This window comes from Cocleimonas flava (genome assembly GCF_004339015.1).
GTDB classification, from domain to species: Bacteria; Pseudomonadota; Gammaproteobacteria; order Thiotrichales; family Thiotrichaceae; genus Cocleimonas; species Cocleimonas flava.
Window position 1 is genome coordinate 589068 of the sequence record NZ_SMFQ01000004.1, and the last position, 22909, is coordinate 611976.

General features: G+C 39.5%; 21 protein-coding genes. 16 read left to right on the forward strand and 5 right to left on the reverse strand.

Annotated elements, in window-relative coordinates:
• Window positions 1-2: 2 nt before the first annotated feature.
• The 8 genes from EV695_RS14415 to EV695_RS14450 all read left to right on the forward strand — a co-directional run bounded on the left by EV695_RS14415 (window position 3) and on the right by EV695_RS14450 (window position 11467).
• On the forward strand, window positions 3-200 hold the full coding sequence (locus tag EV695_RS14415) for a hypothetical protein (protein ID WP_131906677.1): 198 nt from the start codon (window positions 3-5) through the stop codon (window positions 198-200).
• A gap of 26 nt (window positions 201-226) precedes the next feature.
• Window positions 227-919, forward strand: a complete 693-nt coding sequence (cas6, locus tag EV695_RS14420; protein ID WP_131906678.1) for a type I-MYXAN CRISPR-associated protein Cas6/Cmx6 — start codon at window positions 227-229, stop codon at window positions 917-919.
• Window positions 920-1072: 153 nt separating this feature from the next.
• On the forward strand, window positions 1073-1453 hold the full coding sequence (locus EV695_RS14425; RefSeq protein WP_131906679.1) for a VOC family protein: 381 nt from the start codon (window positions 1073-1075) through the stop codon (window positions 1451-1453).
• Between the two features lie 402 nt (window positions 1454-1855).
• A complete protein-coding gene (locus tag EV695_RS14430) occupies window positions 1856-2221 on the forward strand; it encodes a response regulator (protein ID WP_131906680.1) in 366 nt (121 codons plus the stop codon).
• A 100-nt stretch (window positions 2222-2321) separates the two neighbouring features.
• Entirely contained in the window at window positions 2322-2984 is a 663-nt protein-coding gene (locus EV695_RS14435) for a chemotaxis protein CheW (protein ID WP_131906681.1), read from the forward strand.
• Window positions 2985-3059: 75 nt separating this feature from the next.
• Complete coding sequence (locus EV695_RS14440; RefSeq protein WP_131906682.1) at window positions 3060-4907, forward strand: methyl-accepting chemotaxis protein; 1848 nt, start codon at window positions 3060-3062, stop codon at window positions 4905-4907.
• A gap of 24 nt (window positions 4908-4931) precedes the next feature.
• Window positions 4932-10334 carry an Hpt domain-containing protein gene (locus EV695_RS14445; RefSeq protein ID WP_165874718.1) on the forward strand — a complete coding sequence of 1801 codons (5403 nt, stop codon included), beginning with the start codon at window positions 4932-4934 and terminating at the stop codon, window positions 10332-10334.
• Between the two features lie 176 nt (window positions 10335-10510).
• On the forward strand, window positions 10511-11467 hold the full coding sequence (locus tag EV695_RS14450) for a response regulator (protein ID WP_131906684.1): 957 nt from the start codon (window positions 10511-10513) through the stop codon (window positions 11465-11467).
• A 48-nt stretch (window positions 11468-11515) separates the two neighbouring features.
• On the opposite strand, the gene EV695_RS14455 is transcribed toward EV695_RS14450, so the two are convergent.
• A complete protein-coding gene (locus EV695_RS14455; RefSeq protein ID WP_131906685.1) occupies window positions 11516-11854 on the reverse strand; it encodes a TusE/DsrC/DsvC family sulfur relay protein in 339 nt (112 codons plus the stop codon).
• 240 nt (window positions 11855-12094) lie between these two features.
• On the opposite strand from EV695_RS14455, the gene EV695_RS14460 reads away from it, so the two are divergent.
• The 3 genes from EV695_RS14460 (at window position 12095) to EV695_RS14470 (ending at window position 14469) form a co-directional block, all read left to right on the forward strand.
• The gene (locus tag EV695_RS14460) at window positions 12095-12286 is read left to right on the forward strand and encodes a hypothetical protein (RefSeq protein ID WP_131906686.1); all 192 of its coding nucleotides are present in this window, start codon (window positions 12095-12097) and stop codon (window positions 12284-12286) included.
• Between the two features lie 218 nt (window positions 12287-12504).
• Window positions 12505-13677 (forward strand): M24 family metallopeptidase, encoded by a 1173-nt coding sequence (locus tag EV695_RS14465; protein ID WP_131906687.1) that lies wholly within the window; start codon window positions 12505-12507, stop codon window positions 13675-13677.
• Window positions 13678-13680: 3 nt separating this feature from the next.
• A complete protein-coding gene (locus EV695_RS14470) occupies window positions 13681-14469 on the forward strand; it encodes a carbon-nitrogen hydrolase family protein (RefSeq protein WP_131906688.1) in 789 nt (262 codons plus the stop codon).
• A gap of 82 nt (window positions 14470-14551) precedes the next feature.
• On the opposite strand, the gene EV695_RS14475 is transcribed toward EV695_RS14470, so the two are convergent.
• Window positions 14552-15232, reverse strand: a complete 681-nt coding sequence (locus EV695_RS14475) for a Fe2+-dependent dioxygenase (protein ID WP_131906689.1) — start codon at window positions 15230-15232, stop codon at window positions 14552-14554.
• An 87-nt stretch (window positions 15233-15319) separates the two neighbouring features.
• On the opposite strand from EV695_RS14475, the gene EV695_RS14480 reads away from it, so the two are divergent.
• From EV695_RS14480 to EV695_RS14495, 4 genes are all read left to right on the forward strand, one after another.
• A complete protein-coding gene (locus tag EV695_RS14480; protein ID WP_131906690.1) occupies window positions 15320-15643 on the forward strand; it encodes a hypothetical protein in 324 nt (107 codons plus the stop codon).
• A gap of 369 nt (window positions 15644-16012) precedes the next feature.
• Window positions 16013-17932 carry an ATP-binding protein gene (locus EV695_RS14485; protein WP_131906691.1) on the forward strand — a complete coding sequence of 640 codons (1920 nt, stop codon included), beginning with the start codon at window positions 16013-16015 and terminating at the stop codon, window positions 17930-17932.
• Between the two features lie 145 nt (window positions 17933-18077).
• A complete protein-coding gene (locus EV695_RS14490) occupies window positions 18078-18470 on the forward strand; it encodes a response regulator (protein WP_131906692.1) in 393 nt (130 codons plus the stop codon).
• 47 nt (window positions 18471-18517) lie between these two features.
• On the forward strand, window positions 18518-19924 hold the full coding sequence (locus EV695_RS14495; protein WP_131906693.1) for a sigma-54-dependent transcriptional regulator: 1407 nt from the start codon (window positions 18518-18520) through the stop codon (window positions 19922-19924).
• A gap of 81 nt (window positions 19925-20005) precedes the next feature.
• On the opposite strand, the gene EV695_RS14500 is transcribed toward EV695_RS14495, so the two are convergent.
• Window positions 20006-20587, reverse strand: a complete 582-nt coding sequence (locus EV695_RS14500; RefSeq protein ID WP_131906694.1) for a prolyl hydroxylase family protein — start codon at window positions 20585-20587, stop codon at window positions 20006-20008.
• Complete coding sequence (locus tag EV695_RS14505) at window positions 20584-21651, reverse strand: Sfum_1244 family protein (protein ID WP_131906695.1); 1068 nt, start codon at window positions 21649-21651, stop codon at window positions 20584-20586. The genes EV695_RS14500 and EV695_RS14505 overlap by 4 nt, the downstream gene beginning before the upstream one ends.
• Window positions 21652-21737: 86 nt before the next feature.
• Between EV695_RS14505 and EV695_RS14510 the strand changes: the two genes are divergently transcribed.
• Window positions 21738-22370 (forward strand): hypothetical protein, encoded by a 633-nt coding sequence (locus tag EV695_RS14510; RefSeq protein ID WP_131906696.1) that lies wholly within the window; start codon window positions 21738-21740, stop codon window positions 22368-22370.
• A gap of 142 nt (window positions 22371-22512) precedes the next feature.
• Here EV695_RS14510 and EV695_RS14515 read toward each other — a convergent pair whose 3' ends face one another.
• Window positions 22513-22707: an Alvin_2107 family globule sulfur oxidation protein gene (locus tag EV695_RS14515; RefSeq protein ID WP_131906697.1), complete on the reverse strand. Its 195-nt coding sequence runs from the start codon at window positions 22705-22707 to the stop codon at window positions 22513-22515.
• Window positions 22708-22909: the final 202 nt, after the last annotated feature.

Here is a 22909-nt window from a genome sequence, read left to right on the forward strand (position 1 = left end):
CTATGCTATCACTCAGTGAATTACTGCTAAAAGAAAGCGATAACATATCCAATTTTGAAGAACTAAAAAGCTGCATCCAAAAAACGGCAATAGAAACTCGCGAGCTACATTTTCAGGTGGATATCGAGCCGCCAGCTTATGATGATCGTCCTAGTGACTGGCACGATCAACTCAATCTAGCGTTTGAATCTGCACGCTAAAAACTTGCAATCTAGAGAGATTAGAAATGTTCTGGGAAGAAGATGAAGATAAAACATTACCCTATCAAGCGCCTGATGACGTAATTGATATGGTGTTTGCGATGCAAAGCAAAACGCTTCCCTTAAATCATGCCTGGCCATTATCGAGAGAGATTATTAAACACCTGCCATGGCTCACAGACTATGACTTTGCAGGTATCCATCAAATCCATGTCGCCGAAAGCAATAACGGCTGGATGCGCCCAGAGGATGATGAAATAGGCGCTGTGCTATATCCCTCAAAAAGAACCAAACTCACAATCCGGATCCCCTTAGAAAAATATGACGAAGCAAGCAATATCATAGGGCAAACGCTGAATATCGATGGCCATGAACTCGTTGTTGGCAAAGCAAAAAAGAAAATATTTACCAATGTCGGCGTACTCTTCGCACGTTACGTTTTGTGCGAACCTAACGAAGATGAAAACACCTTTCTCACCCGAATGGCTGCTGAAATCAACACTAAAACCGGCTTTAAAGTGAAGAAAATGCTCTGCGGAAAAAGCCATAACATTACAACGCCAGACCTTGATTTACATACCAAACATCTCATGATTGCTGACTTAGACAGCGATACCTCTATCAAAATTCAGCAACTAGGTTTAGGTGGCTCAAGAGAATTAGGATGCGGTTTATTCTTGCCACATAAAAGCATCAAGACGTTAAAACCCACCGAATAATTGTGTAGCTACACCCCGACTTTGAATAATATTACGTCTTTTATAAACGTAGCTTGAAATGGAATCTGAGTACTTTTCACAGCTTGTACTACTATTAGTTAATCCTTTATTTTAAAAAACCTGTAAACGCTCACCTCCTCAATGGAGTTCAAAATGCAAATCGAAAAACTCGATCACGTCAATATACGAACCACTCAACTTGATAACATGATCAATTGGTATAGTCATGTTCTAGGCATGAAAACCGGAGATCGACCTAACTTTCCTTTCCCTGGAGCCTGGCTGTATTCAAACGACACCGTGATGGTGCATTTAATTGGTATTGATGGCCCAGAAGGTATTGGCTCTGAAGCTTACTTAAAACTGGAGCATTTTGCGTTTAGCGCCTCAGGACTCAATGAATTTGAAGCACGATTAAATGAATTGAAGGAAGAATACCGTCGCGTTGACCTATCTGCAGTAAACTTAGTACAAATCAATATCTGGGACCCTGACGGAAATCATATACATGTGGATTTTGCTGCAGACGAGTAGAGATCAACATAGCTAATAACTGACTAAACGAGTTTACTCGGTATCATCTTTATTTTTATCTTTATTTTTTTAGCTATTCAACAAACAATAGTCACCCCCCTACTTACAGCGAGTTTTTTTAGTCTGATAAAAAAAAGCGGTAAAAACGCTCACTTATGTAAAATCTGTCTTGAAGTGATTACGACCTAAATCTGCCTACTTTTTACCCAATATAGCACTCCCAATAAAATCAGCGATTCCATCTGAAAAAGTGAATTTATCAGCAAGCTTAATTAGCAACCGCTCATCAGCGAAAACTACCAAAAATGAACCTAGGGTGTATAAATAAGTTCGTGAATGGCTAACCGCTGATGCTTACTCACGATTCACTCTAATATAATAAACATAAAATAGGGGCAATACATGGCTGCAATTCACACCGTTTTAATCGCTGATGATTCAGATACACAACTATTGCATTTGAAATCGATTCTGGAAGCCGCTGGTTACCAAACAATTACTGCAAATTCAGGAAACGAAGCAATCTCATTGAGCCAGACATTATCTCCGGATGCAATTATGCTAGATATTGTGATGGAAGATGGTGACGGTTATAAAGCGTGTCGCACGATTAAAAAGAACCCGGAAACAATCAACACACCTATCATTATGGTGTCCAGTAAATCAAACCCGGTTGATAAACAATGGGCGCGACAATTAGGCGCGACAGATTACATCGTAAAGCCCTATGAAAACTCTGAAGTTTTGGAAAAATTACAGGCTATTTAATTAAAATCACAGACATACTCAATAACTAAAAATAACAATAAACGACGCTTTTAATTCAGTACTTTTCGTATGATAACTTTTGAGCAATTTGGAGCAATAAGTGACCACACTTGAGATTGAAAACAACCTAGAAAATGAAGTAGAAATGGGAGCAGTTACTCAGTTAGAAACATCTCTAACAAATAGCGCATTCTATGACACAAATACATTCACTAAACACAGTGACGAATCATTTTCTGCAACGCTTCAAAAAGCCATTGATTTTAGTACCAATACGTCACAAAACGGACATGAAGATGCCGAATTAAACGATAAGCAATTTTATTATTCAAGCGGCTCAAACTACTTCCTTTTAGAAAAAAACTTAAAGGCGGAAACAATAAAAAACATGCCTATCAACCAGATTCCTTTTACACCTAACTGGTTTATGGGAATCGTAAATATACGCGGGATAATTATGCCCGTTATCAATATACAGCAGTTTGTCAATTTTCAAACTAATGCTGTGAGTCAAGATAACAGTGACTCAGATGAAACACAGCAAAATGAAAGTTATCTTTTAAAACTTGAACATCAAAATCATTCGCCGATTGTGTTCAAAGTAGATAGCCTTCCTAGACAGATCAGTATTAATAAGCTTAAGAAAAGAACCAAAATAAACAATAAACCTGCGTGGATGTTAAATACGTTAGACAATGATACAAACTCGATCATTGAGATAGATCACCATCAATTATTGAGTCAGATAAAAGAGTTTAGCTAGATTCAATTAAATAAAAATAAAATAATAAATGCGTAAAACGCGTCTAAAACAACAATAAAAAATAAAGGAAAAACCATGTTAAATAGACTATCCATCGGTATGAGAATGCTAGTATTCATCATGCTGCCAGTTATCATATTCTTCGTGATTGGGATTATTTCTTTAAATGGTATTGACCAGGATCATCGCGCATTAAAAACGGGCGACCAAAACCTAAAGACGGTTTTAGCGTCATCTAACGTCAACTACAATATCAATCAACATTACAGCCTACTCCTATCGAATATAAACATGGGATTTATTCCATGGTCTGAAGGTGAATCTAAAACCAGAAAAGGCATTCAGACTATTCAATCTAGCTTCTCAAAGTTTAATAGTGCGCTTTCTTCAGAAGAAAAAAGAACACCCGAAGTTAAAGAGCTTTTCAACGCACAGGACGATCTAATCGCAGGTTACGTATCGATCAAGAAATTCTTTAGCGATGGTTACGGTGAAGCAGAAAAAATTGCTTTGAATAACTACGCTCAAACCAAGATGCTCCCTCTTGCGAAAACTGTGGAAGACAAAATCAACAGTATTGTTGATGAAAAATTTGCTGAAACATCGGCCATAAGTAGCACCGCATTAGAACAAGCCGGCTTTACGCGTAACAACGTACTTATCGCTTTATTTAGTGGCGTATTAGTTATGATCATTTTTGGTAATTTGATCATGCAATCAATCACCATCCCGACTAAGAACCTGACAGACGTTGTTCATCGTTTAGCGTCTGGTGAATACGATGCCCGTGTAACCACACGAGGTAAGGATGAATTCTTTAGTTTAGGTACTGCATTCAACTCTCTACTTGATGACCGTGCTGTCACACTTAACACCATTGACTCAGAGCATAAGGAATTAAACCAATCAGTATTTGGTCTTCTGCAAGCCGTTGCTGAGTTAAGTGAACGTAACCTAACGATCCGCGCCAACGTAACAGAAGATGCAACAGGTCCTGTAGCGGATGCGATCAACTTACTTGCTGAAGAAACTTCAGCGACACTTTTCGAAGTTCGTAATGTTGCCACAGAAGTTAACGAAACGTCGCAGAAGGTAAATACTCACTTAATGTCGGTAAATAAACTCGCTATGAAAGAGCAGGAACGTGCGATAGAAACAACCGATCAAATGAATAAAATGTTACTACGTCTAGATTCCATTGCAGAGTCTGCTGCGGCCACCAACACCATGGCTGACAATACCTCTATTTCAACTAAGAGAGCGCATGAGTCAGTATCAGACACGCTAAACGGAATGTCCGTCATCCGTGAAACCGTTCAAGAAACGGGGAAACGTATTAAACAATTGGGTGAGCGTTCTCAAGAAATCTCTCATGTTATTGAAATCATCAACACCATCGCTGAAAGAACAACAGTATTGGCACTTAATGCCAGTATGCAGGCAGTTGCAGCTGGTGATGCAGGACGTGGCTTCTCTGTTATCGCGGAAGAAATTCAGCGACTGGCAGAAAGTTCTCGTGAATCTACCAGCCAGATTTCAACATTGGTACGAAACATTCAGCAAGAAACCAATACCACCATTGCCACCATGGACCAGACTATCGAGCAAGTAATCGACGGATCAACAAAAGCCGAAGATGCTGCAGAGCAGATGAAACGCGTACTTGAGACGACTTCTGAGCTTGTACATTCGGTTGACCAGATCGCCATCGCATCTAAAGATCAGGTGAGTATCAGTGAGGGCCTTAAACACAAAGCTGAAGGTATTCTTAAATCTACCCAATCTACCGGACAAGAATTACTGTCGTTAACAGGTTTGAGCCGCAATATGGCCGAATATGCACAACAACTCGTGAAGTCTGTAAATGTCTTTAAGATTGACGAAGAAGACTCCGCCAAAACTATACATAACGCAAAAGTATAAGGTTTAGTTAAGGAACTCATGGAAATGACTGATATGACTGACACCATAGAAAAACAGCAATTAATTGCTGATGAGCTTGAAGATATCGTACTTGTTTTTTCCATGCTGGAAAAAAACAACCTTACACAATCGTTGCAAACCGTAGAAAAGGGTTTGGAGCGCATTGACGCTATTTCTCAAGAGCACGATGCCGTTGCCTTAAGAGTAATCTCTCACTGGATGGGGATGAATCTTGAATTAAACGATGATACCCATGAGCAGATCACAACGTTACTCAGGGAAGATCATTTTTCTATATGGATTGATATTTTAGCGTCAGTGTTACGTCACTATGACCCTGTATTACTTCCTCAATTACACCAGAGTTTAACCTCTCCACCATGGCTCATTAAGCCATCAGCTCCCCTGCTAAAAAGTATTGCCATATGGATTGAGGAAGGTCGCGCCCCCTCTCAAGACGTTGATGTAAAGTCGCAGTTAGAAGCAGAAACATCAACAGATGTTTTAACTGAGACATCAAAGAAACAACCGACCAAAGAGACCAAAGACGAAAGTTCAGATGAGGTATTTATAGATACCCTGGAAGAGGAGTTTCTTCAAAAACATGTCTTTGAAGAAGTAGACCTGTCGATATTACATAAAAATTACAACCACAACACGGCAGCAATTCTAAAGGAATTAAAAGAACACCCTGATTTTAAAGTATCGCTGATTGAGATAGATAAAACGGGCTTGTCTGATACTCCCCCGATCAATGAAAACAGCACTGTTCCAGAATCAGATAACAACGATGAGATGGATTTTCCTGGTTTTGACGACAATGATCGATCTGACTTTGCCTTAGAAGTTGACGATATTGTAATGAATCTCTCAGCGAGTTCTTCAACATCAACCAAACCTTTAGAAGATATTGATTCTTATCTAAAAGAATTATCACGTTTGACACAACTTGCTGAAATTTCAAATTATGAAGGTGTATCAAATGCATCAAACTGGTGTCAAAAAAACATTCGTTTATTTAAAGAAAATCAAAATGGAATCAATGAGCATTTCGTGAAGTCAGGTGAATGTTGGACCTGGATTGAGTTGCTAAACATCAGCATGAGTGATTCTGATGAAACCATTCACTTAAATAATCTAACAATAGAATTAAATCGAAAAGAATGGTTGGAGTCATTTGAGGAAGAAGATCTAGAGAGACTGCTGATAGATATAAATCAAAATACTGAAGACCATACTCATCAATATGACTTAAATAACGACTTTGATCAGACCCTTAATAGTAATGATGATAATGATTTCAACTCGTTACAGACTAACAATGATCTTGAATTTCCTTTATTTGAAATACCCGAATTACTTGATTCCGCAGTAGTCACAGATCTAGTTTCAGAAATTCCTCTTTTTGACAATAACGCTGATGATGGCTCCGGAAAAAGCTATGAGACATCAGGATTAGAAACGAGCTGGAATGACGATATTCATCCTGAGTTGCTATCTGTTTATTTAGCGGAAACACCAGACCAAATTACCAAACTCACCCCCCTACTTTCAGCCATTAGCGAAAACAAAGCTGACAATGATGAAAAATATACGGCAGCCAGATTGGCGCATACCATTAAGGGTGGAAGCGCTGTTGTAGGTATCAACGCACTCTCTGAATATGCACACCGACTAGAAACATTACTGGATTTTTCTGTAGAGCACCCGTTACCAGACGAACTGTTGTCGATATTACCTGACACTGCAAACTGCTTAGAACACTTATTTGATGCGATTCAAAGCAAGCAAAAAGAACCTCAAGAATTTTTAGGTATTTATAATAAATTATCATATTTTGTTGATCATCTTGAAGATTACCAAACTGATGACGACACGTCACAACAAGACATAAGTAATCAAGAAGAAGAGCTTGAAGCATTAAATATCAATGATTTACCAGATTTCATTCAATCTCAGAATTCCTTAAATGATTCACTCGAAACTGAGATTTTTAAAGGTTTGGCCGATGAATCTGAAGAAGCATTAGAAGATGCCATTCTGAAAAATGAACAGGCATTTTTTGATGAAAGCACCAATGCAAATAATCAAGAAGACGCTACAAGTAATTATGAAATAATTACATCAGCCGCACATTCCCTCGAAGAGATAAGACTCCCTGACGAAATCCCTAACGCTTTAGAAAAAATAGATAACTTCGTTGATGATAAGCAGAACAACGATTTTGGCAACCTCGATCATTTCGATATCGCAGATGACAGCAATGACATCACGGTCGAGATAGATGACATTGTTATGACCTTGGCGAGTATTACAGCAAACTCGGAAGATGTTTTCCAAAACATCGAAAAATACAATCTCGAGTTAGATCGTTTTGAAATGCTGGCTGAAATTTCGGGCTATCCTGAACTTGCAAAATTAAGCCAGTGGTGTCAAAGCAACTTATTTGAATTCACAAATATTCAAACAGAATCAAGCGAACAATTTATCTCTACAGGTGAATGCTGGGCATGGTTAGAGCATCTTGGAATCTGCCTTAATGATCCAGAAGACCCCTCGAATCTATCATTTCTTACAGCCGAGCTGATACGCGAAGAATGGACCGAAACGCTAGATATTAATGAGTTACAAAATGTTCTGTTAGCGATTAGAAAAGAAGCATTTTTTGATGTTTCTATTGACGACGACTCTAGTGACAGCTCTAGTGAAGGTTCTTTTAAAGATTCTGCTAATGATGATGTGAATAATCCTGAAGAGGATGGTTACAATTTAAATTCGGACACAAATACCGACATAACATCAAACATAGAAACTATAGAAAACACCCTGCAATTTACAACAGATAATAATGAAATTACGGCAAATCAGCTCCCCAAAGTAGACGACGTAAGTGATTTAGATACCACTAACCCTTTTGAAGACAGTACACAGGAGAACATTAGTAGCGACAATAGTGATAACAGTAATAGCAGTGATAACAAGCAATCCGAAGAAGTAATCAGTTGGGATAGTGATATACACCCTGAATTACTATCCACTTACTTTCAGGAAACCCCAGACCAAGTCGCTGAAGTTGCAGGATTACTGCATAAAATATCAAACAATAAAGCAAGCAAGGATGACTATAAAAAAGCATCACGCATCGCTCACACCATCAAAGGTGCGAGCGGCATTGTTGGCTTAACGTCACTGGTAGATTTAACCCACAGACTTGAAGATATTCTGGATTTTTCAGTCAACAATGAACTACCCAAAGATACTGCTGACTTTTTAGCTGACACTTCCGATTGTCTGGAAAGCCTGTTTGAAACAATTCAGCAAAAGCGACAAGCTCCAGAAGAGTTATCATTTGTACTCGACAAATTAACCACATTTACCGAAGAACTAGACGCTATAGAAAATAGCTCTGCAGACAGAAGTGGACAGGACGACCTCGAATTTGACAGCCCAGAATTACCTGATTTTATAGAGTCTGTGTCTGATTCTATGTCTAATACCGTGTCTAATACCGTGTCTAATACTGTGGCTAATACATTATCGACCCCGGCAGCAACATCATATTCAGGCAATACCGTCGATACAAACTTATCCGTTTCTGAAACACATATACGTGTTCCCGTGGATATTATTGATAAGCTACTCAATCTGGCGGGTGAACTGGTAACAACCTCAACGAAAGTATCTGACCAACTGAAACAAACAGAAATCACCAATAAAGACATTCAGACACAAGATACGCATGTGCATAAGATGTTGAATGAGTTGAATGACACGATCTATCAGCAAGAAAAAGATCAGCATAAAATGCTGTCCAGTCTTCAGGAAAGTGATTTTGACTCGCTGGAAATGGACACTTATAACGAACTTCATAGTGTTGTTGGTTTATTAACAGAAAGTATTCTGGATAGTGAAACGATAGAAAATAATCTGTCGAAACAGTTACGTGATATTCAGGAAGACTTGCAGTCGCTGGATAAATTAAACAAAGAATTAAGTGACGTTATTCTGAGTTCTCGCATGGTTTCTTTGAATACATTGATTCCTCGACTAGAAAGAATTGTGCGCGAAACCTGTCGTAAAACGGGCAAGAAAGCTGAATTGATAGTGACCGGTAATGATATCAATATTGATACTGATATTCTTAACGGACTTGTAGATCCGCTACTACATTTATTGCGCAATGCAATAGATCACGGCATCGAATCCCCCGAACAAAGAGCGACTAAAAACAAAGATGAGATTGGTATTATCCTGCTCGACTTTAGCCGTGAAGGAAATCATATCTTGATGCAGTTGCAAGATGATGGAGCGGGTATTGACCCAGAATTCATCTACCAACGCGCGATCGATAAGGACATTATCACACCCGATCAGGAATTCTCCCCTGCTGAAACATTAAAACTCATTTTACACCCAGGATTTAGCACACAGGAAAGTGTCAGCGAAGTGTCAGGCCGTGGTGTCGGCATGGACGTCGTAAACACATCTGTAGAAAACCTCAAAGGTGAATTGCAGATCAACAGCGAGATGAATCAAGGCACGCGCTTTAACGTCAGGATTCCGCTAACACTGATTACCAATACTACATTGTTGGTTAAGGCGTCCGATAATCCAGTCGCGATAGCCTCAGAAAACATAGATCAAATTCTGTATCTAGCGCCAGAACGCGTTATTGAAAAGAAGGGCAGACATTATGTAAGCCATAATGACACAGAACTGATTATCCACTCCTTATCGGAGTTGCTAGATTGGTCCGACGAGGCAATCGATTTCAGTAAACCACATACGCTACTGTTAATTAAAACAGGTGAGCATTTACAAGCCGTGCAAATAGAAGAAATTATCTATTCACGCGAAGTGGTGGTAAAAAACCTAGAGCCTTGGGTTAACGCCAGAAAAGGCATAACAGGTGCTTGTCACTTGAATGATGGTGGCGTTGCTCCGGTAATTAATCTGGTCACTATTTTAAAGAATGCGGCTACAGAATCCTCGACTAAGAAGACTCATAAAGTCAAAACCAAACAGCCTGAAGCAGAAATCAAAGCTGCACAAAAGATTCTCGTGGTCGACGATTCGATGAGCAATCGTAAAGCCTTGAGTCTGATTATCGAACAAACCGAATACGAAGTACTAACAGCGGTAGATGGTCTTGATGCACTTCAGGTGATGAACGACAACGACATTGATATGGTCTTCACCGATCTTGAAATGCCCCGTATGAATGGTTTGGAATTCACGCAAGCCGTTCGAGCATGGAATGATAAAAAAGACACTCCAGTAATCATGATTACCTCGCGAACCACCGCAAAACATAGAAACCTTGCAGCAAAAGCCGGTGTCGATGATTACCTAACAAAGCCCGTTGTTACCGAGACCTTACTCGAATCAATGAATACCTGGCTAAAACAGAAAGAAGCGACTGAATAATAGAAACACACCCCCCTACTTACAGGCACTTTTTAACTAAATCAATTAAACAAGATTTAAGCCAGATTAAGATGTAAGTAGTCTATTCAGCACATACAAGTACGCTAGACGATAAGAAGACAAAAAGACAAAAAGACAAAAAGACAAAATTAGTTAAAAAAATGGATAACTAAACGATGAATGACACAAGCCCCGAAAACGAAACTAATGATATGAATACTGAAAAAAGTATTGGCATTCACACGATTGGCTTAGATGCTAGAGAGTTAGCCATCTTCGATCGTGTGGTAGCTTTCAATTTCACGCATGGATTGGTTGCGCATAAAACAACAAATAGTGAAGAAGCAGATCTCATCATTGTTAGTCAGAATGAGTATCCTTCACTCCAATCAACACTACTGAATAATAAAACCGTTTTCCTGGTCTCTGATAAACCATCCAATGAAAGCGTAGATGCTCAAATTCAACGTCCGTTATTAATCACCAAAGTCATGAATGCCTTAGGTGAAGCGATTGAAATCGTAAAACAAAAACGTTTAGCAGTGCCTGTAGCAAACCTACAGGAAGATATTGCATCAGAAGTCGACCTATCTGAAAACGTAACATCATTAACTGCTGATCACCAAACCAGCACAGATACGATCATTGATAACAGCATCACCACGTTAAGCGCATCAAGCGAAACAGAGAGCAAAATAGAAACTGAAGCAGATAGCAGATCAGAAAAAGCCCATCATGCTTTAGTCATCGATGACAGTGCGTCAATTAGAAAGCAGCTTGAATTAGAATTACGCGATGCTGGTGTTACATCAGACTTTGCAGAATCGGGTGAAGATGCTTTGGAGAAAGTTAAAGAAGGACAGTTCGATCTGATCTTCCTCGATATTATTATGCCTGGCATCGACGGTTATGAAACCTGCAAGCAGATTCGTGCGATGGCGGAATACAAAAAAACACCAATCATTATGCTCAGTGGTAAAACCTCTCCTCTGGATGAAGTACAGGGAGTGATCGCAGGTGCTACAACGTATCTGACCAAACCTGCGCAACGAGACAAACTGCAAGAAACACTGAATAGAGTAACTAAGTGGATTGATAATTTTTCTCAATCCAAACACACAGAAACGGTCTGATAGCTTAACTATCAAACCGTTATCAACTGTTCAACACTTGAGGGAGGCTCAGTAACCGCCTTTGCGTGTTGTCGCTGGCAAACCAGATACTTTTAAGCCTTGTTTGCTAGGCGCACCCGGGAATAGATTATACAAATCTTTACCCTTTAATTTTTCGCCCCAAACGCCGGACATGTGCTTGGTAATGGCACGTTCCATGGGCTGATTTCCACCGTTATTGATATATTCATCTCGCAAAAAAGCGACAACATCCATGTGTTTATCGGTTAGCTCGATACCTTCTGCGTCGGCAAGTGCCTTGCACACATCTTCATTCCAGTCATTTAAATCTACTAAATATCCCGCTTCAGTCGTCGCGATAGAATTACCATTAACTTCAAGTGCCATCTATTAACTCCTCTCTTTTTTTGGATAGACAAAAGATGAAAATGCCCACTAAAACCAATTCAGCATTTTCTAATATAGAAATACAATGTCATAGCTTAAATCGATTGTCACCCCCTCCTATACTAAGGAAATAAATATTAATCAATTCTAATATCCTTAAATGGGTATACCCCTTAAACGGCGCTACAGGTATATTATTGAACATATAATTCATCCAAAATATATCTCTGGAGACGACACATGAGCAACAAAGCAGAACTCATCCAAGAAATGCTTGATATGCAGGCTAAGTTTATTAAATACGAGCAAAGTGGCGAGTTTGATGCCGAAGATTATTATGTTGGTGAATGGAAAGCTTATCGTGAACGTTACCAGGAATTAACCAATCAAGTTCGTGACCTAGCATCTGAAGAAGCTAATTTCTGGAAATAATCGCTTAGCGATAATCAGCATTAAATCATTTTAAAAGAACCGCTTGTATAGCGGTTTTTTTGTACGTGTTTGTTAAACATTTAAATGACCAAGTCACCCCCCTACTTACAGGCCGTTTTTTCAACACCTATTCCTATTAATTGACTTATCTAGATTACTAAACTATTTCTAAGGTTGCATTAGTGCAAAAACTCACTTGAATCTACTCAGGAATATTCATGCTAGAACAAGCCAAACTTCGCACCGCCGAATTTCAACAACGACTCGCAAACGCAAATATTGATATCGCAGTCATCACCGATGAAAGTTCAATCGCGTATCTTGCAGGTTTTTGGGGATATCTTTCAGTAGAATTTGGACGCCCTACTTTCTTAATTGTTCGACCAGAATCAGACCCGATTGTGATTACCCCATTGATGGAAAGCGAAATGGTTTCTGCAATGACCTGGGTTGAAAACATTATGACCTGGGAAGATTCAGGACCAAATCGCTGGGAAAATATTTTAACTAAAGCACTAGCTTTAAACAGCGATCAAAGTAAACAGCAATCGATTGCTGTCGAGGCAGCAGCATTGCCCCCCATAGTTAGAAACTGGTTTGATGAAGTTTTGCCGGATAATAAACTCATCAATGTCTCACCGTTACTGGGTGAAATGCGCATGATTAAATCTGCCGAAGAAATCGAAGTTATGAAACAGGCTGGCAGTATCGCTGGTTCGATGATGCAAGCTGCATCAGATAGCCTTGCAGAAGGACTTCCGGAATACGAAGCCGCGCTCGCGGTGATTAATGCAGGCACACGCAAAGCAGCGGGGTTTCTCACAGACAAAGGCTGGGAAGCATTTATCTCACCAATGATTCATAATTTACAAATTATGCAATCTGGCAAAGACACTTCTATGGTGCACCGACGCGCTAGTGTTAAAGCCTTGGAATTGGGTGATCCAGTGTATTTCTGCTTTTGTAATATGGCGCAATTTAAACAATACAAACTTGGCTTTGACCGTATGTTTTTTATCAAAGAAGTCTCAGATGAAGCGGCCAAAGTGCAGCAAGTTGCGATTGACGCACAACAAGCTGCGATTGCAGCGATACGCCCAGGCGTCACTGCAGAATCTATCGCAGCAGCGGCGAATGCAGTTTATGACAAACAGGGTTATGAAACCGGTTATCGAACCGGACGCTCGATTGGTATGGCCTATCTGGAAACGCCCGAACTCAAAACCGGTGATAAAACCATTTTACAAGCGGGAATGACTTTCGCTGTCGATGGCGGTATCTCTGTCGATGGTGAACTCGGTGGCCGCATAGGCGATTCGGTGGTGGTAACTTCTACAGGCTCTGAATACTTAACTAATTTCTCCCGCGAAATTCTCATTTCAGACCGTTAAACGATGCCACTAAACGTTGCCATATTCCAAAGTGATGCCGATGAGTCGGACGTTAGGCACCGGGTTAATAAACTAGATAAGGCATTAGCAAACCTACCTGAGTCGACTGATTTGCTAGTCTGTCCTGAACTTTTTAGTTCTGGTTATAATATGGGGGGGCAACTCAAACAGCGGGCTGAATCCAAATTAGGCGAGACCGCGAAGCACGTTGCAGAATTGGCGAAGCACTTTAACACCGCCATTGTATATGGTTACCCAGAACAGGAAGATGAGCGGATATATAATTCCGCACTGTGCATCGACAAGCACGGTGAGACTTTAATCAATCACCGTAAATTATTATTCCCCCCGGGTTTTGAGGCTGATCATTTTGACTCTGGCAAAAGCATGAGTTACTTCAATATCGGTGCATTTAAATGCTGTGTGTTGATTTGTTACGACGCCGAATTTCCAGAATCAATTCGTGCCGCTGCCTTGGCAGGCGCGCATGCGGTGATTATTCCTACAGCACTTTCGGAAAACTGGGGAGTCGTTTCCGAAAAAGTCATGCCCACCAGAGCCTTTGAAAATGGAATCTGGGTCATCTATGCCAATCATTCCGGCACTGAAAATGGCTTACGTTACTATGGGGGGAGTTGTATTGTTCAACCCGATGGGGTTGATGCTGCCAGAGCTTGTGCGGGTGAAGAAACGATTTTTGCGAAAATAAGCATCAACGCTGTAGAAGCTGCGCAGGCACGTTTACCCTACTTGTCTCAAATACAAACGCTTAAGGCATTAATTTCTGATTAGAATAAGTAACAAAGATATAAAGCCAACCCCCTACTTTGAGGCGTTTTTTTTATTTCTTAATTACAATTCAATTATCACTCAATTATAACTCACTCCAGCGACGCACCAGATTTGCATAAACGTTGCTGACTTTAGAAGTTTCATCGCTATTTGGACTTTTCTCTAACAGCGTTTCTCGCGCCTGACCTAATTCATACAATAACTCGCGTTGGCTATTATCCTTGATCATGCTTTGTGCCCAAGTGACAGCGACCAAACGCTCACCCTTGGTAACCTCGGTTACCTTATGCAAACTGCTGGATGGATAGACAACCGCATCGCCTGCGGATAACTTAATGCTTTGTTCACCAAACGCGGTTTTAATGATGAGTTCTCCGCCATCATAGTCATCATTCAGGAAAACGGTTGTGGAAATATCAGATCGATAACGATTTTGCATTCCCCCAGAAGCGGCTCCCATGACGGGGTCATCCACATGAAATCCATATTCCATACCTTTCGCATAACGAGCATAAAAAGGAGTCGCTACTTTAAGCGGAAAAACACTCGCCTGATACTCAGGATGCTGAAGCAGAGATGTCATTACCATTTGATTAAGCTGATCATGCAGTGGGCTTTGCTGTGCTAGTTCCACATTATTTTTTACTTTTACCGCTTCTTTTCCTGCTGATAATTTACCATCCACAAAATCAGCCTGCTTTAGCAAGGTAGAAATGACTTTTAGTTGATTTTGCTTAAGGACATTTTTAATTATTAATAACATAATGATCAGGTTACCATACTTTAAATAGCGTATTTTTAATCGTCGTTTTCCAGTATTCTTTACCCCCCTTTTGTAGGAAGTAGCTTCATGATACTTAAAATCTTTGTTGATGAACACGAACAGGATATACACGTGCCAGATGAAATCATTACGGATGCTCGTGAGTATTTCGACATGATAGACAAAGACATGGATCAAGGCTATCAAATGAGCCGTTCGTGGATCGAAAAACCTGACTTAATGCAACGTTGCCAAATCGTCGGCGATAGAATTCTAACTGCGCTTGAAACGGGCAATAAAGAAACCGGAACGTTGATGGCTGGATATATTTTATCTCGTGTACCTAATGCTTATGCGCTGCATCTTAATACCGAAGGCGACATGACACTCTATGATCTGGAAACCCGATAAGACTTTCATTCGCTGTTTAGTTATTCCAAGATTAATCAATAAGTCACCCCCCTACTTTGAGGCACTTTTTTAGGATATTGCTTTGAAGATTGAGTCAAAGTCGTTGAATACATACTTTCAAAATAAGCAATCAACGTAGCAATCAAAGTAATAAAAAATGTAAACTTATGTCCCCAATCTGAGACTTATGTCTCCATGTGTCTATTTGTAAAAATCCGGCACTCATTCTAATCCCCACCCAAGTCATTGAAACCCTTGTATATAGGGCTTTGTCCAATTATTTCTATTGGCACAATAGTTGCTTAATTGATAAGTAACTAAGCGAGTCAATAATTAACAAACAAAATAAAAAGTAGATCACATTATTCAATGAATGCAGCGAGTCCTAATTTTTTCAATCCGAATATCTCTTCCAAAATCGGCAGAGCATTTCTATTGCGGGTATTGCTGTTTAGTTCATTGGTCACGCTATTACTCTCCGGCATTCAACTGTATATCGAGTATAAAAAGGATTTGAATCAAATCAATGAAGTCCGGGAGCAGATCAATAAGAGTTATTTAAAGAGTATTGAAAACGCGGTTTGGGGTATTAACAAACGCCAAATCGAGGCGTTACTGGAAGGAATTACGGCATTACCTACCGTTACCCAAGCCAGCATCAAAGCAGATAGCCAAGTCAATACACTGTTTAAACACTCAAAAATAGACTTTAAGCATCACAGTAAAAATATCAGCACATTTACTCAAAAAATATTATCCCCGACGAGAAATAGACGCCATGTCATCGGTGTTTTGGAAGTCGCCCAGAACAGTCAATATGTCTATAACAACCTTAAAAACCGACTATTAATTGTTCTCTCCGCTAATTTTGTTAAGACCTTTCTGGTTGCCTTATTCATTCTGTATATTTTCCAGAAACTCGTTGCGAGACACTTAAGTACGATTAGTGAGTTCTTACAAAATCCCAGCGCTTTTAAAGATAAAAAACAATTAGTACTCAATCGACCTTCTAGTAATAACACCATTAATGACGAACTGGATGTTTTCACACAATCATTCAATAAACTTTGTGGAGAATTACACTCGTCCATGAATGAAGTTGAAACCAGTGAAAGACGCTATCGAGCATTGGTCGAAGGTTCTCTGCAAGGGATTATCATTGTCGATAAAAACTGGAAATTCATCTACGGCAATAAACAAGCGTTCAATATTCTGGAATATACAAATGACAATAACATCATTGGTGATTTACTTATTCATTTCCCAAATGAAATCATCCCCAAAGACATACATAACACCTTAAAAACAATCAGCTTCGAACCCGTTGTTTATAACGAAATAAAGTTAATCACAAAGAAGAATACCGCCAAATATGTAAAGGCGATGTTTATGCTTATCACTCAAGAAGAAGATGATGATGAAGTCATCCAGATTGTGTTTAACGATATTACCAATGAGTTGGAGTTAAAGAAGAAGCAACAAGACTACGAGTTACAACTCATCCAGAAAAACAAAATGGCTTCTATTGGAACAATGTTGTCCGGCGTAACGCATGAAATTAATAACCCTAATCACATCATTAAACAGAACTCTATCGTTTTAAAGGAAACCTTTAATGCAATGCAACCCGAGCTTAATGCCTATGCAGAAAAGCATCCGGATATTACTTTTAACAATATAAGCCTTAACGAATTAATCAAAATCATCCCTGAGCTTATTAATGATATACATTATGGCAGTGACCAGATAACCAACATCATTAATGATCTAAAGTCTTTTGTTCGACAGGACAAAGATCAGGACATCAGCGTGTGTTCTTTGAACGATCTGATTGAAGAAGTCAGATACACCTTGAGAACGCAAATTAATACACGCTGTAATAATTTTGAATTGGATTTACAAGCTTCCCCTTCTGATATCTGGTGCTATAAAAGACGTATTTCACAAGTGCTTATTAACCTGATTATCAACGCACTTGAAGCAATCGATAATCCATCAGAAAAAATTAGTATCCACACATCAAACGATAAAGAAAACTTCGTTACGGTAAGAGTGAGAGATTACGGTGATGGCATCCCGTTAGAAAATCTTCATAAGATTTTTGATGCTTTCTTCTCAACCAAACTGGATACCGGCGGTACAGGCTTAGGTTTAGCCATTTCCCAGAGTATTGCGGCACAACACCATACCGAAATCAGAATCAATCAAGCATTCACACAAGGCACAGAATTTACCATTGATTTTCCAATCGATGTGAAGCCGATGGATGTTCAACTAGGGATTAATTAAACAGATAGCCATAAACCAGACTGTCATAAACCAGTTTGTTATTTACTAGTGCGTTATTAAAAAAGGCATAAAAACGAAAACACTATAAAGAAAACCAACAGAAACAGAACAATAAAAAAACTAAAATATTAGCGAGCATGTGAACATGAAAATATTAATAGTAGACGATCAGGAAATGATCACCCGGAGTACATCCACATATTTAAAAACTAAAGGTTTTAAAGATGTATCCACCTTAACCGATAGCCGCGAAGTACTCGAAGCAGTATCAGCCACCAAATTTAATGTGGTATTGCTCGACCTCAATATTCCGCATTTATCGGGTAAAGATCTAATTGCCCCTCTTTTGGTAATCGACCCTGACCTAAACATCATCATCATTTCTGCCATGGATCACCGGGATACCATTAAGGAATGCAAAGCGTTAGGCGCACTCGACTACTTCATTAAGCCTTTAGACAACATCAGGCTTTTAGAGATATTACACAAAGTTGACCAGACAGAAGTAACGACTAAAACGAGCTCCGATCAAGCTTAAGAAAACCTCAGTAGAAATGGTTTAGACATATTTTAAGGAAACACAGAGTGAATAAAGATATATCAATTATGATGGTAGACGATGACGAGAAGACCTTGCTCGGCTTATCGATCATATTAAAAACTAAGGGTTATACCAAACAGCAAATACTCACCGATGCTGAAAAAGTGATACCGGAAATAATCACTAATAAGCCTGATATTATTCTACTTGATTTGCATATGCCCAACGTCTGTGGACTCGATTTATTATCAAAAATAAAAAAAGATTTTCCGGAAAAAATAGTCATCATGATTACAGGTGATGATACTGTCGACGTTGCTATCAAATGTACCAGACTCGGTGCCTCCGACTATTTTGTTAAGCCAATTGATCATGAGCGCTTATTTCACGTCATTGAAAATTCAATCGAAGAGAAAAATCACAAACAGGAACTGTTAGAAATCCAGCAACACCTTCTTGATAATACAGTCACTCAATCCGCACACTTTTCCAATATTCTGACTGAAAATACAGGAATGAAGAAGCTGTTTAAATACATCGAGGCGATTGCACAATCTAATAGACCTGTCTTAATTTTGGGAGAAACCGGCACAGGTAAAGAGCTTTTTGCACATGCAGTTCACAATGTTTCGAATAGCACGGGTAACATCGTTACCGTAAACGCTGCCGGACTTGATGACACCGCGTTTTCTGATAGCCTCTTCGGGCACAAAAAAGGCGCTTTTACAGGGGCGCTTCAGAATCGAGAAGGTCTGATTAAAAAAGCTAAAAACGGTTCCATCTTCCTTGATGAAATAGGTGATTTAAAACCACAATCACAAATCAAATTATTACGTTTGATTCAGGAAAATACCTATTACCCGTTAGGCTCTGATATATCAGAAACAAATACGGCTCGGATTATCACCGCTACGCATCAAAACCTGGAAGCCCTCATTTCTGAAGGAAGTTTTCGTAATGATTTATATTTCCGACTGCAAATACACACCATCAAAATTCCGCCTCTGAGAGAAAGACGGGATGACATTCCGGTATTAACAAAATTCTTCCTGAAACGCGCTTGTGAAGAACTTGGCAAAGAATCACCTGCGATTCCCAATGAATTATATGATCTTTTTAATAATCATTTGTTTTTAGGCAATGTACGTGAATTGGAAATGTTGCTTTATGACGCAGCTATCCATACCACGGGTGATACCTTAAGCCTTGATCACATCAAAAGACATTTAGCATTAACTTCCTCTGGTGATAGCGCAAAAGCCAAAGAAGTATGGGGGGATTTTGTAAGTATGTATGAGTTACCGACAATAAAGAATTCAACCAACAATCTTATTGATGAAGCGTTAAAACGCTGCGATAACAATCAGAAGAAAGCATCCAGCATTTTAGGTATCACACGTCAGGCTTTGAATAAACGTTTGTCTCGAAGGGATGAGCCTTCTACGTCTTAAACTGTTAGAACTGTTAGAACTGTTAGAACTGTTAGAACAGTCTTTAAGTAAGCTTTGTAGCCTAGTTTTAGCCAGCTTCATTTATCTAAAGGTTATCCAGGTAGTTGCTATATATTTAACGCCTTGCTCAACCACCGCTGCACGATGTTCATGTGTCCAGAATGGTGGAAATAAAACCAGTTTTCCTTTCTCTGGGGTGATTGATACGTGTTGATGCATAAAATCAGTCTGCCCACCCTGCTCCACATCATTTAAATACCACAAGGCAACCAATTGGCGCGATGCCAGTGCCAGATTATCCGCATCCACATGCCAGTGATAGTACTCGCCCGGTTGATAACGTTGTAAGTTATAGCCCATATCTTTATATCGACTCATATCGGCAAAATAGGGATAGCTCTCTTTAAAGCTTTTTAATGCCATCGCCAGTGATCTAAACAGATTATTATCGACGTCTTTCCAGTGCTCTTTGCCACTGGCAACTAAATCTGTGGTTTTCTTTAACTGGGTATTGTCTGTCATCGCCGACCCTACACGTCCGGCATATTGGTCGGATTGGTTTTCTTCAAAACGGGCAACCATGTCATCGCATAGGAAATCAGGTAAAGCATCCTTGATTTCAAAAATAAAACTTCCTGATTTTACTTCTACTATTTTACTCATACTAATTTATTGTCATTCACTAATGCTTCGATTGCGGCTGCATCTTTCCCGGCTTGATACTGTTCAATTAATTTTCTGGAAAGACCTAACCAATGATTTTGCGAATATTCAAGCACCCGCTGAATTTGATCTAGCTGTCCCGTTTTATTCCAATGCTGATACGCATCCACCAGCTTTGGCGCTAGGTGCTTTCGCATGGCTGTCAAATTACCAAAATAAAAATGTATGGATGCGCTATTTTGTTCAATACAGCTATCATCTAACAATTTAATTAAGGTAGTTATAGAATCTGCCAGATGATCCCGTATTGCTCGTAACATGATTTCAGCATGTGTACGGGCGTAGTTATTGAGCATCTCATTCCAGATTTCATCGCCTGCTATTTGAGCCAATAGCTCACCGGCTTTAACTTCACCTATTTCATGTTGAATTACGTGTTCGATTTCAAACTCTGTCATCTGGTTGATTGCAACTTCCGGGTCTGATTCGAAATCATAAAAACTCATTGCTCTGGTCAAGGGATTATCTAAACCAGACACCCTCGCATCATCCAGAATTTCCCAAATAACACGCCTTAATGATTCGCGCCGAATAAAGATATGTTTACCTTGAGCCATTGCCGGTGGAGCGGCCATATCCCGTGCATATTCTTTGTCAGAAATGCTAATTGTGTAGTCATCGTGCCGAATGGACTTTTCAAGTTCTGCAATAAAAAAGTGTGGTCTGCTGCGAATACCCAGACCCGCGTTATATACAAGGTTCTGTTTACCTAATACAGCGTTGATCGCTTTATTATCGAATGCTTTAAAGTGCTGCTGTTCGATATTCAGAGGTTTATATTCCTGTTCTTCCAGCTCATCCCAGACACCTTCCCGATGCGTTAACCAATCTCCAACATCATCGGTTGTTAGCATCGTCTTAAAATTAATCCCCTGCTCCCAGCGATACATTTCCCGCATTTTCAGCAAATATACGCACAAGGTGTAATCACCCGCATGTCTGGCATCCGCTATATGGCAGTTGTGTTGCACTGTTTTTACGAGTTCTTCTAACTGGCTATTCATAAAGGCATAATACAAGGTTTTAAAGAGGTATTCGCTTTTCCTAAAGAGATACCTATAATTCTAATAACTATCGTTTGGAAATCATTATGCGAATTCGTATCAAAACAAAGTGGAGCAAAGAAGAGCGCGAAGTAACGGTTGAAGATGCCGTCAGTGTGCTTGCTTTTAATAGCTGGAAAATCGGCATGCAGACCTTGTTAGAAATTGAAAATGAAAATTTTCAGGTAGATTCGCAAGTACAACGCATCGAAGTCATCGAAGAAGTGATGGCATTCATGATTCAATCATTGGATCGCGTGGTGCATGAAACGATGAGCGATGAAGATCGCGCCACACTCATCAGCCTTTACGCGAAAAAAGTAGCGGATCATGTGCAAGACAATGCGAGAGACTTTAGTGGTCCAGGCGATTACAGAACCCCCTTTATCGAAAAGCTAAATAGTCGCTTTGAATCTTATTCCGACACCAAGTGGAATGAAGAAAAGCACGAGCCTGGTTTCTCTATGGGGCGTGAATTCGGTAATAATATTGCTGATGTACTTGGTCCCAATGATAGAAAATGGGCGCTGGATTATATTCAGCAAGTGCTTATGCCGGAGTTTTATGGGCTGTTTAAAAAGACAGTAAAATCGGTAGGATTAGTGGACGAAGAAATTAAAGATGTAGGCGGCGAAGCACTGGATTCTCGTCATGTCTTACTAAGGGATAAACCAGCTTAAAAACAGTTAAAAAGTATACCTCTATAAATACGGGTATAAGTGGGGGGGTGGCTTTTAGATAATTTACCCATAAAAGCTAAACATAAAAAAAGCAGGTTAAACCTGCTTTTTTTATGTTGTCTAAATGGTTAAAACAAAGTGATTATTTAATCCACTCTTTGTAGCCATCCATGTTTTTTTCAGTACCATCTGCATATCCTGCTTCGTATGCTTCGGTCACACGCTGTTCTTCGCGCTCAGGATTTACAAGGTATCCTCCCTGCCAGCCTTGTAGATATTCAGCATCTACGCCTGCTTTTTCCATTGCAACAACTGCATCGTAATATTCCTGATTCATTGACTATTCCTCTAACATCTTTTTTAAATTTATATAAATATCAGTAAGCAATACGTTAGATACACTTTTGATAACATATTGATTGAAATTTGATTCACAAAGTATACGTGTATATTAGAGTTTCTGAATATCCCTATTGGGGTAAAATACGATCAAAAAAACGGCTTATAAGTAGGGGGGTGTATATATTTTTATTTTAAAT

Coding starts and splice junctions, on each gene's coding strand:
- EV695_RS14500 (WP_131906694.1), bottom strand. CDS start 20,587: ATGAGTAAAATAGTAGAAGTAAAATCAGGAAGTTTTATTTTTGAAATC.
- cas6 (WP_131906678.1), top strand. CDS start 227: ATGTTCTGGGAAGAAGATGAAGATAAAACATTACCCTATCAAGCGCCT.
- EV695_RS14505 (WP_131906695.1), bottom strand. CDS start 21,651: ATGAATAGCCAGTTAGAAGAACTCGTAAAAACAGTGCAACACAACTGC.
- EV695_RS14415 (WP_131906677.1), top strand. CDS start 3: ATGCTATCACTCAGTGAATTACTGCTAAAAGAAAGCGATAACATATCC.
- EV695_RS14430 (WP_131906680.1), top strand. CDS start 1,856: ATGGCTGCAATTCACACCGTTTTAATCGCTGATGATTCAGATACACAA.
- EV695_RS14475 (WP_131906689.1), bottom strand. CDS start 15,232: ATGTTATTAATAATTAAAAATGTCCTTAAGCAAAATCAACTAAAAGTC.
- EV695_RS14460 (WP_131906686.1), top strand. CDS start 12,095: ATGAGCAACAAAGCAGAACTCATCCAAGAAATGCTTGATATGCAGGCT.
- EV695_RS14485 (WP_131906691.1), top strand. CDS start 16,013: ATGAATGCAGCGAGTCCTAATTTTTTCAATCCGAATATCTCTTCCAAA.
- EV695_RS14440 (WP_131906682.1), top strand. CDS start 3,060: ATGTTAAATAGACTATCCATCGGTATGAGAATGCTAGTATTCATCATG.
- EV695_RS14455 (WP_131906685.1), bottom strand. CDS start 11,854: ATGGCACTTGAAGTTAATGGTAATTCTATCGCGACGACTGAAGCGGGA.
- EV695_RS14515 (WP_131906697.1), bottom strand. CDS start 22,707: ATGAATCAGGAATATTACGATGCAGTTGTTGCAATGGAAAAAGCAGGC.
- EV695_RS14450 (WP_131906684.1), top strand. CDS start 10,511: ATGAATGACACAAGCCCCGAAAACGAAACTAATGATATGAATACTGAA.
- EV695_RS14510 (WP_131906696.1), top strand. CDS start 21,738: ATGCGAATTCGTATCAAAACAAAGTGGAGCAAAGAAGAGCGCGAAGTA.
- EV695_RS14465 (WP_131906687.1), top strand. CDS start 12,505: ATGCTAGAACAAGCCAAACTTCGCACCGCCGAATTTCAACAACGACTC.
- EV695_RS14470 (WP_131906688.1), top strand. CDS start 13,681: ATGCCACTAAACGTTGCCATATTCCAAAGTGATGCCGATGAGTCGGAC.
- EV695_RS14445 (WP_165874718.1), top strand. CDS start 4,932: ATGACTGATATGACTGACACCATAGAAAAACAGCAATTAATTGCTGAT.
- EV695_RS14490 (WP_131906692.1), top strand. CDS start 18,078: ATGAAAATATTAATAGTAGACGATCAGGAAATGATCACCCGGAGTACA.
- EV695_RS14425 (WP_131906679.1), top strand. CDS start 1,073: ATGCAAATCGAAAAACTCGATCACGTCAATATACGAACCACTCAACTT.
- EV695_RS14480 (WP_131906690.1), top strand. CDS start 15,320: ATGATACTTAAAATCTTTGTTGATGAACACGAACAGGATATACACGTG.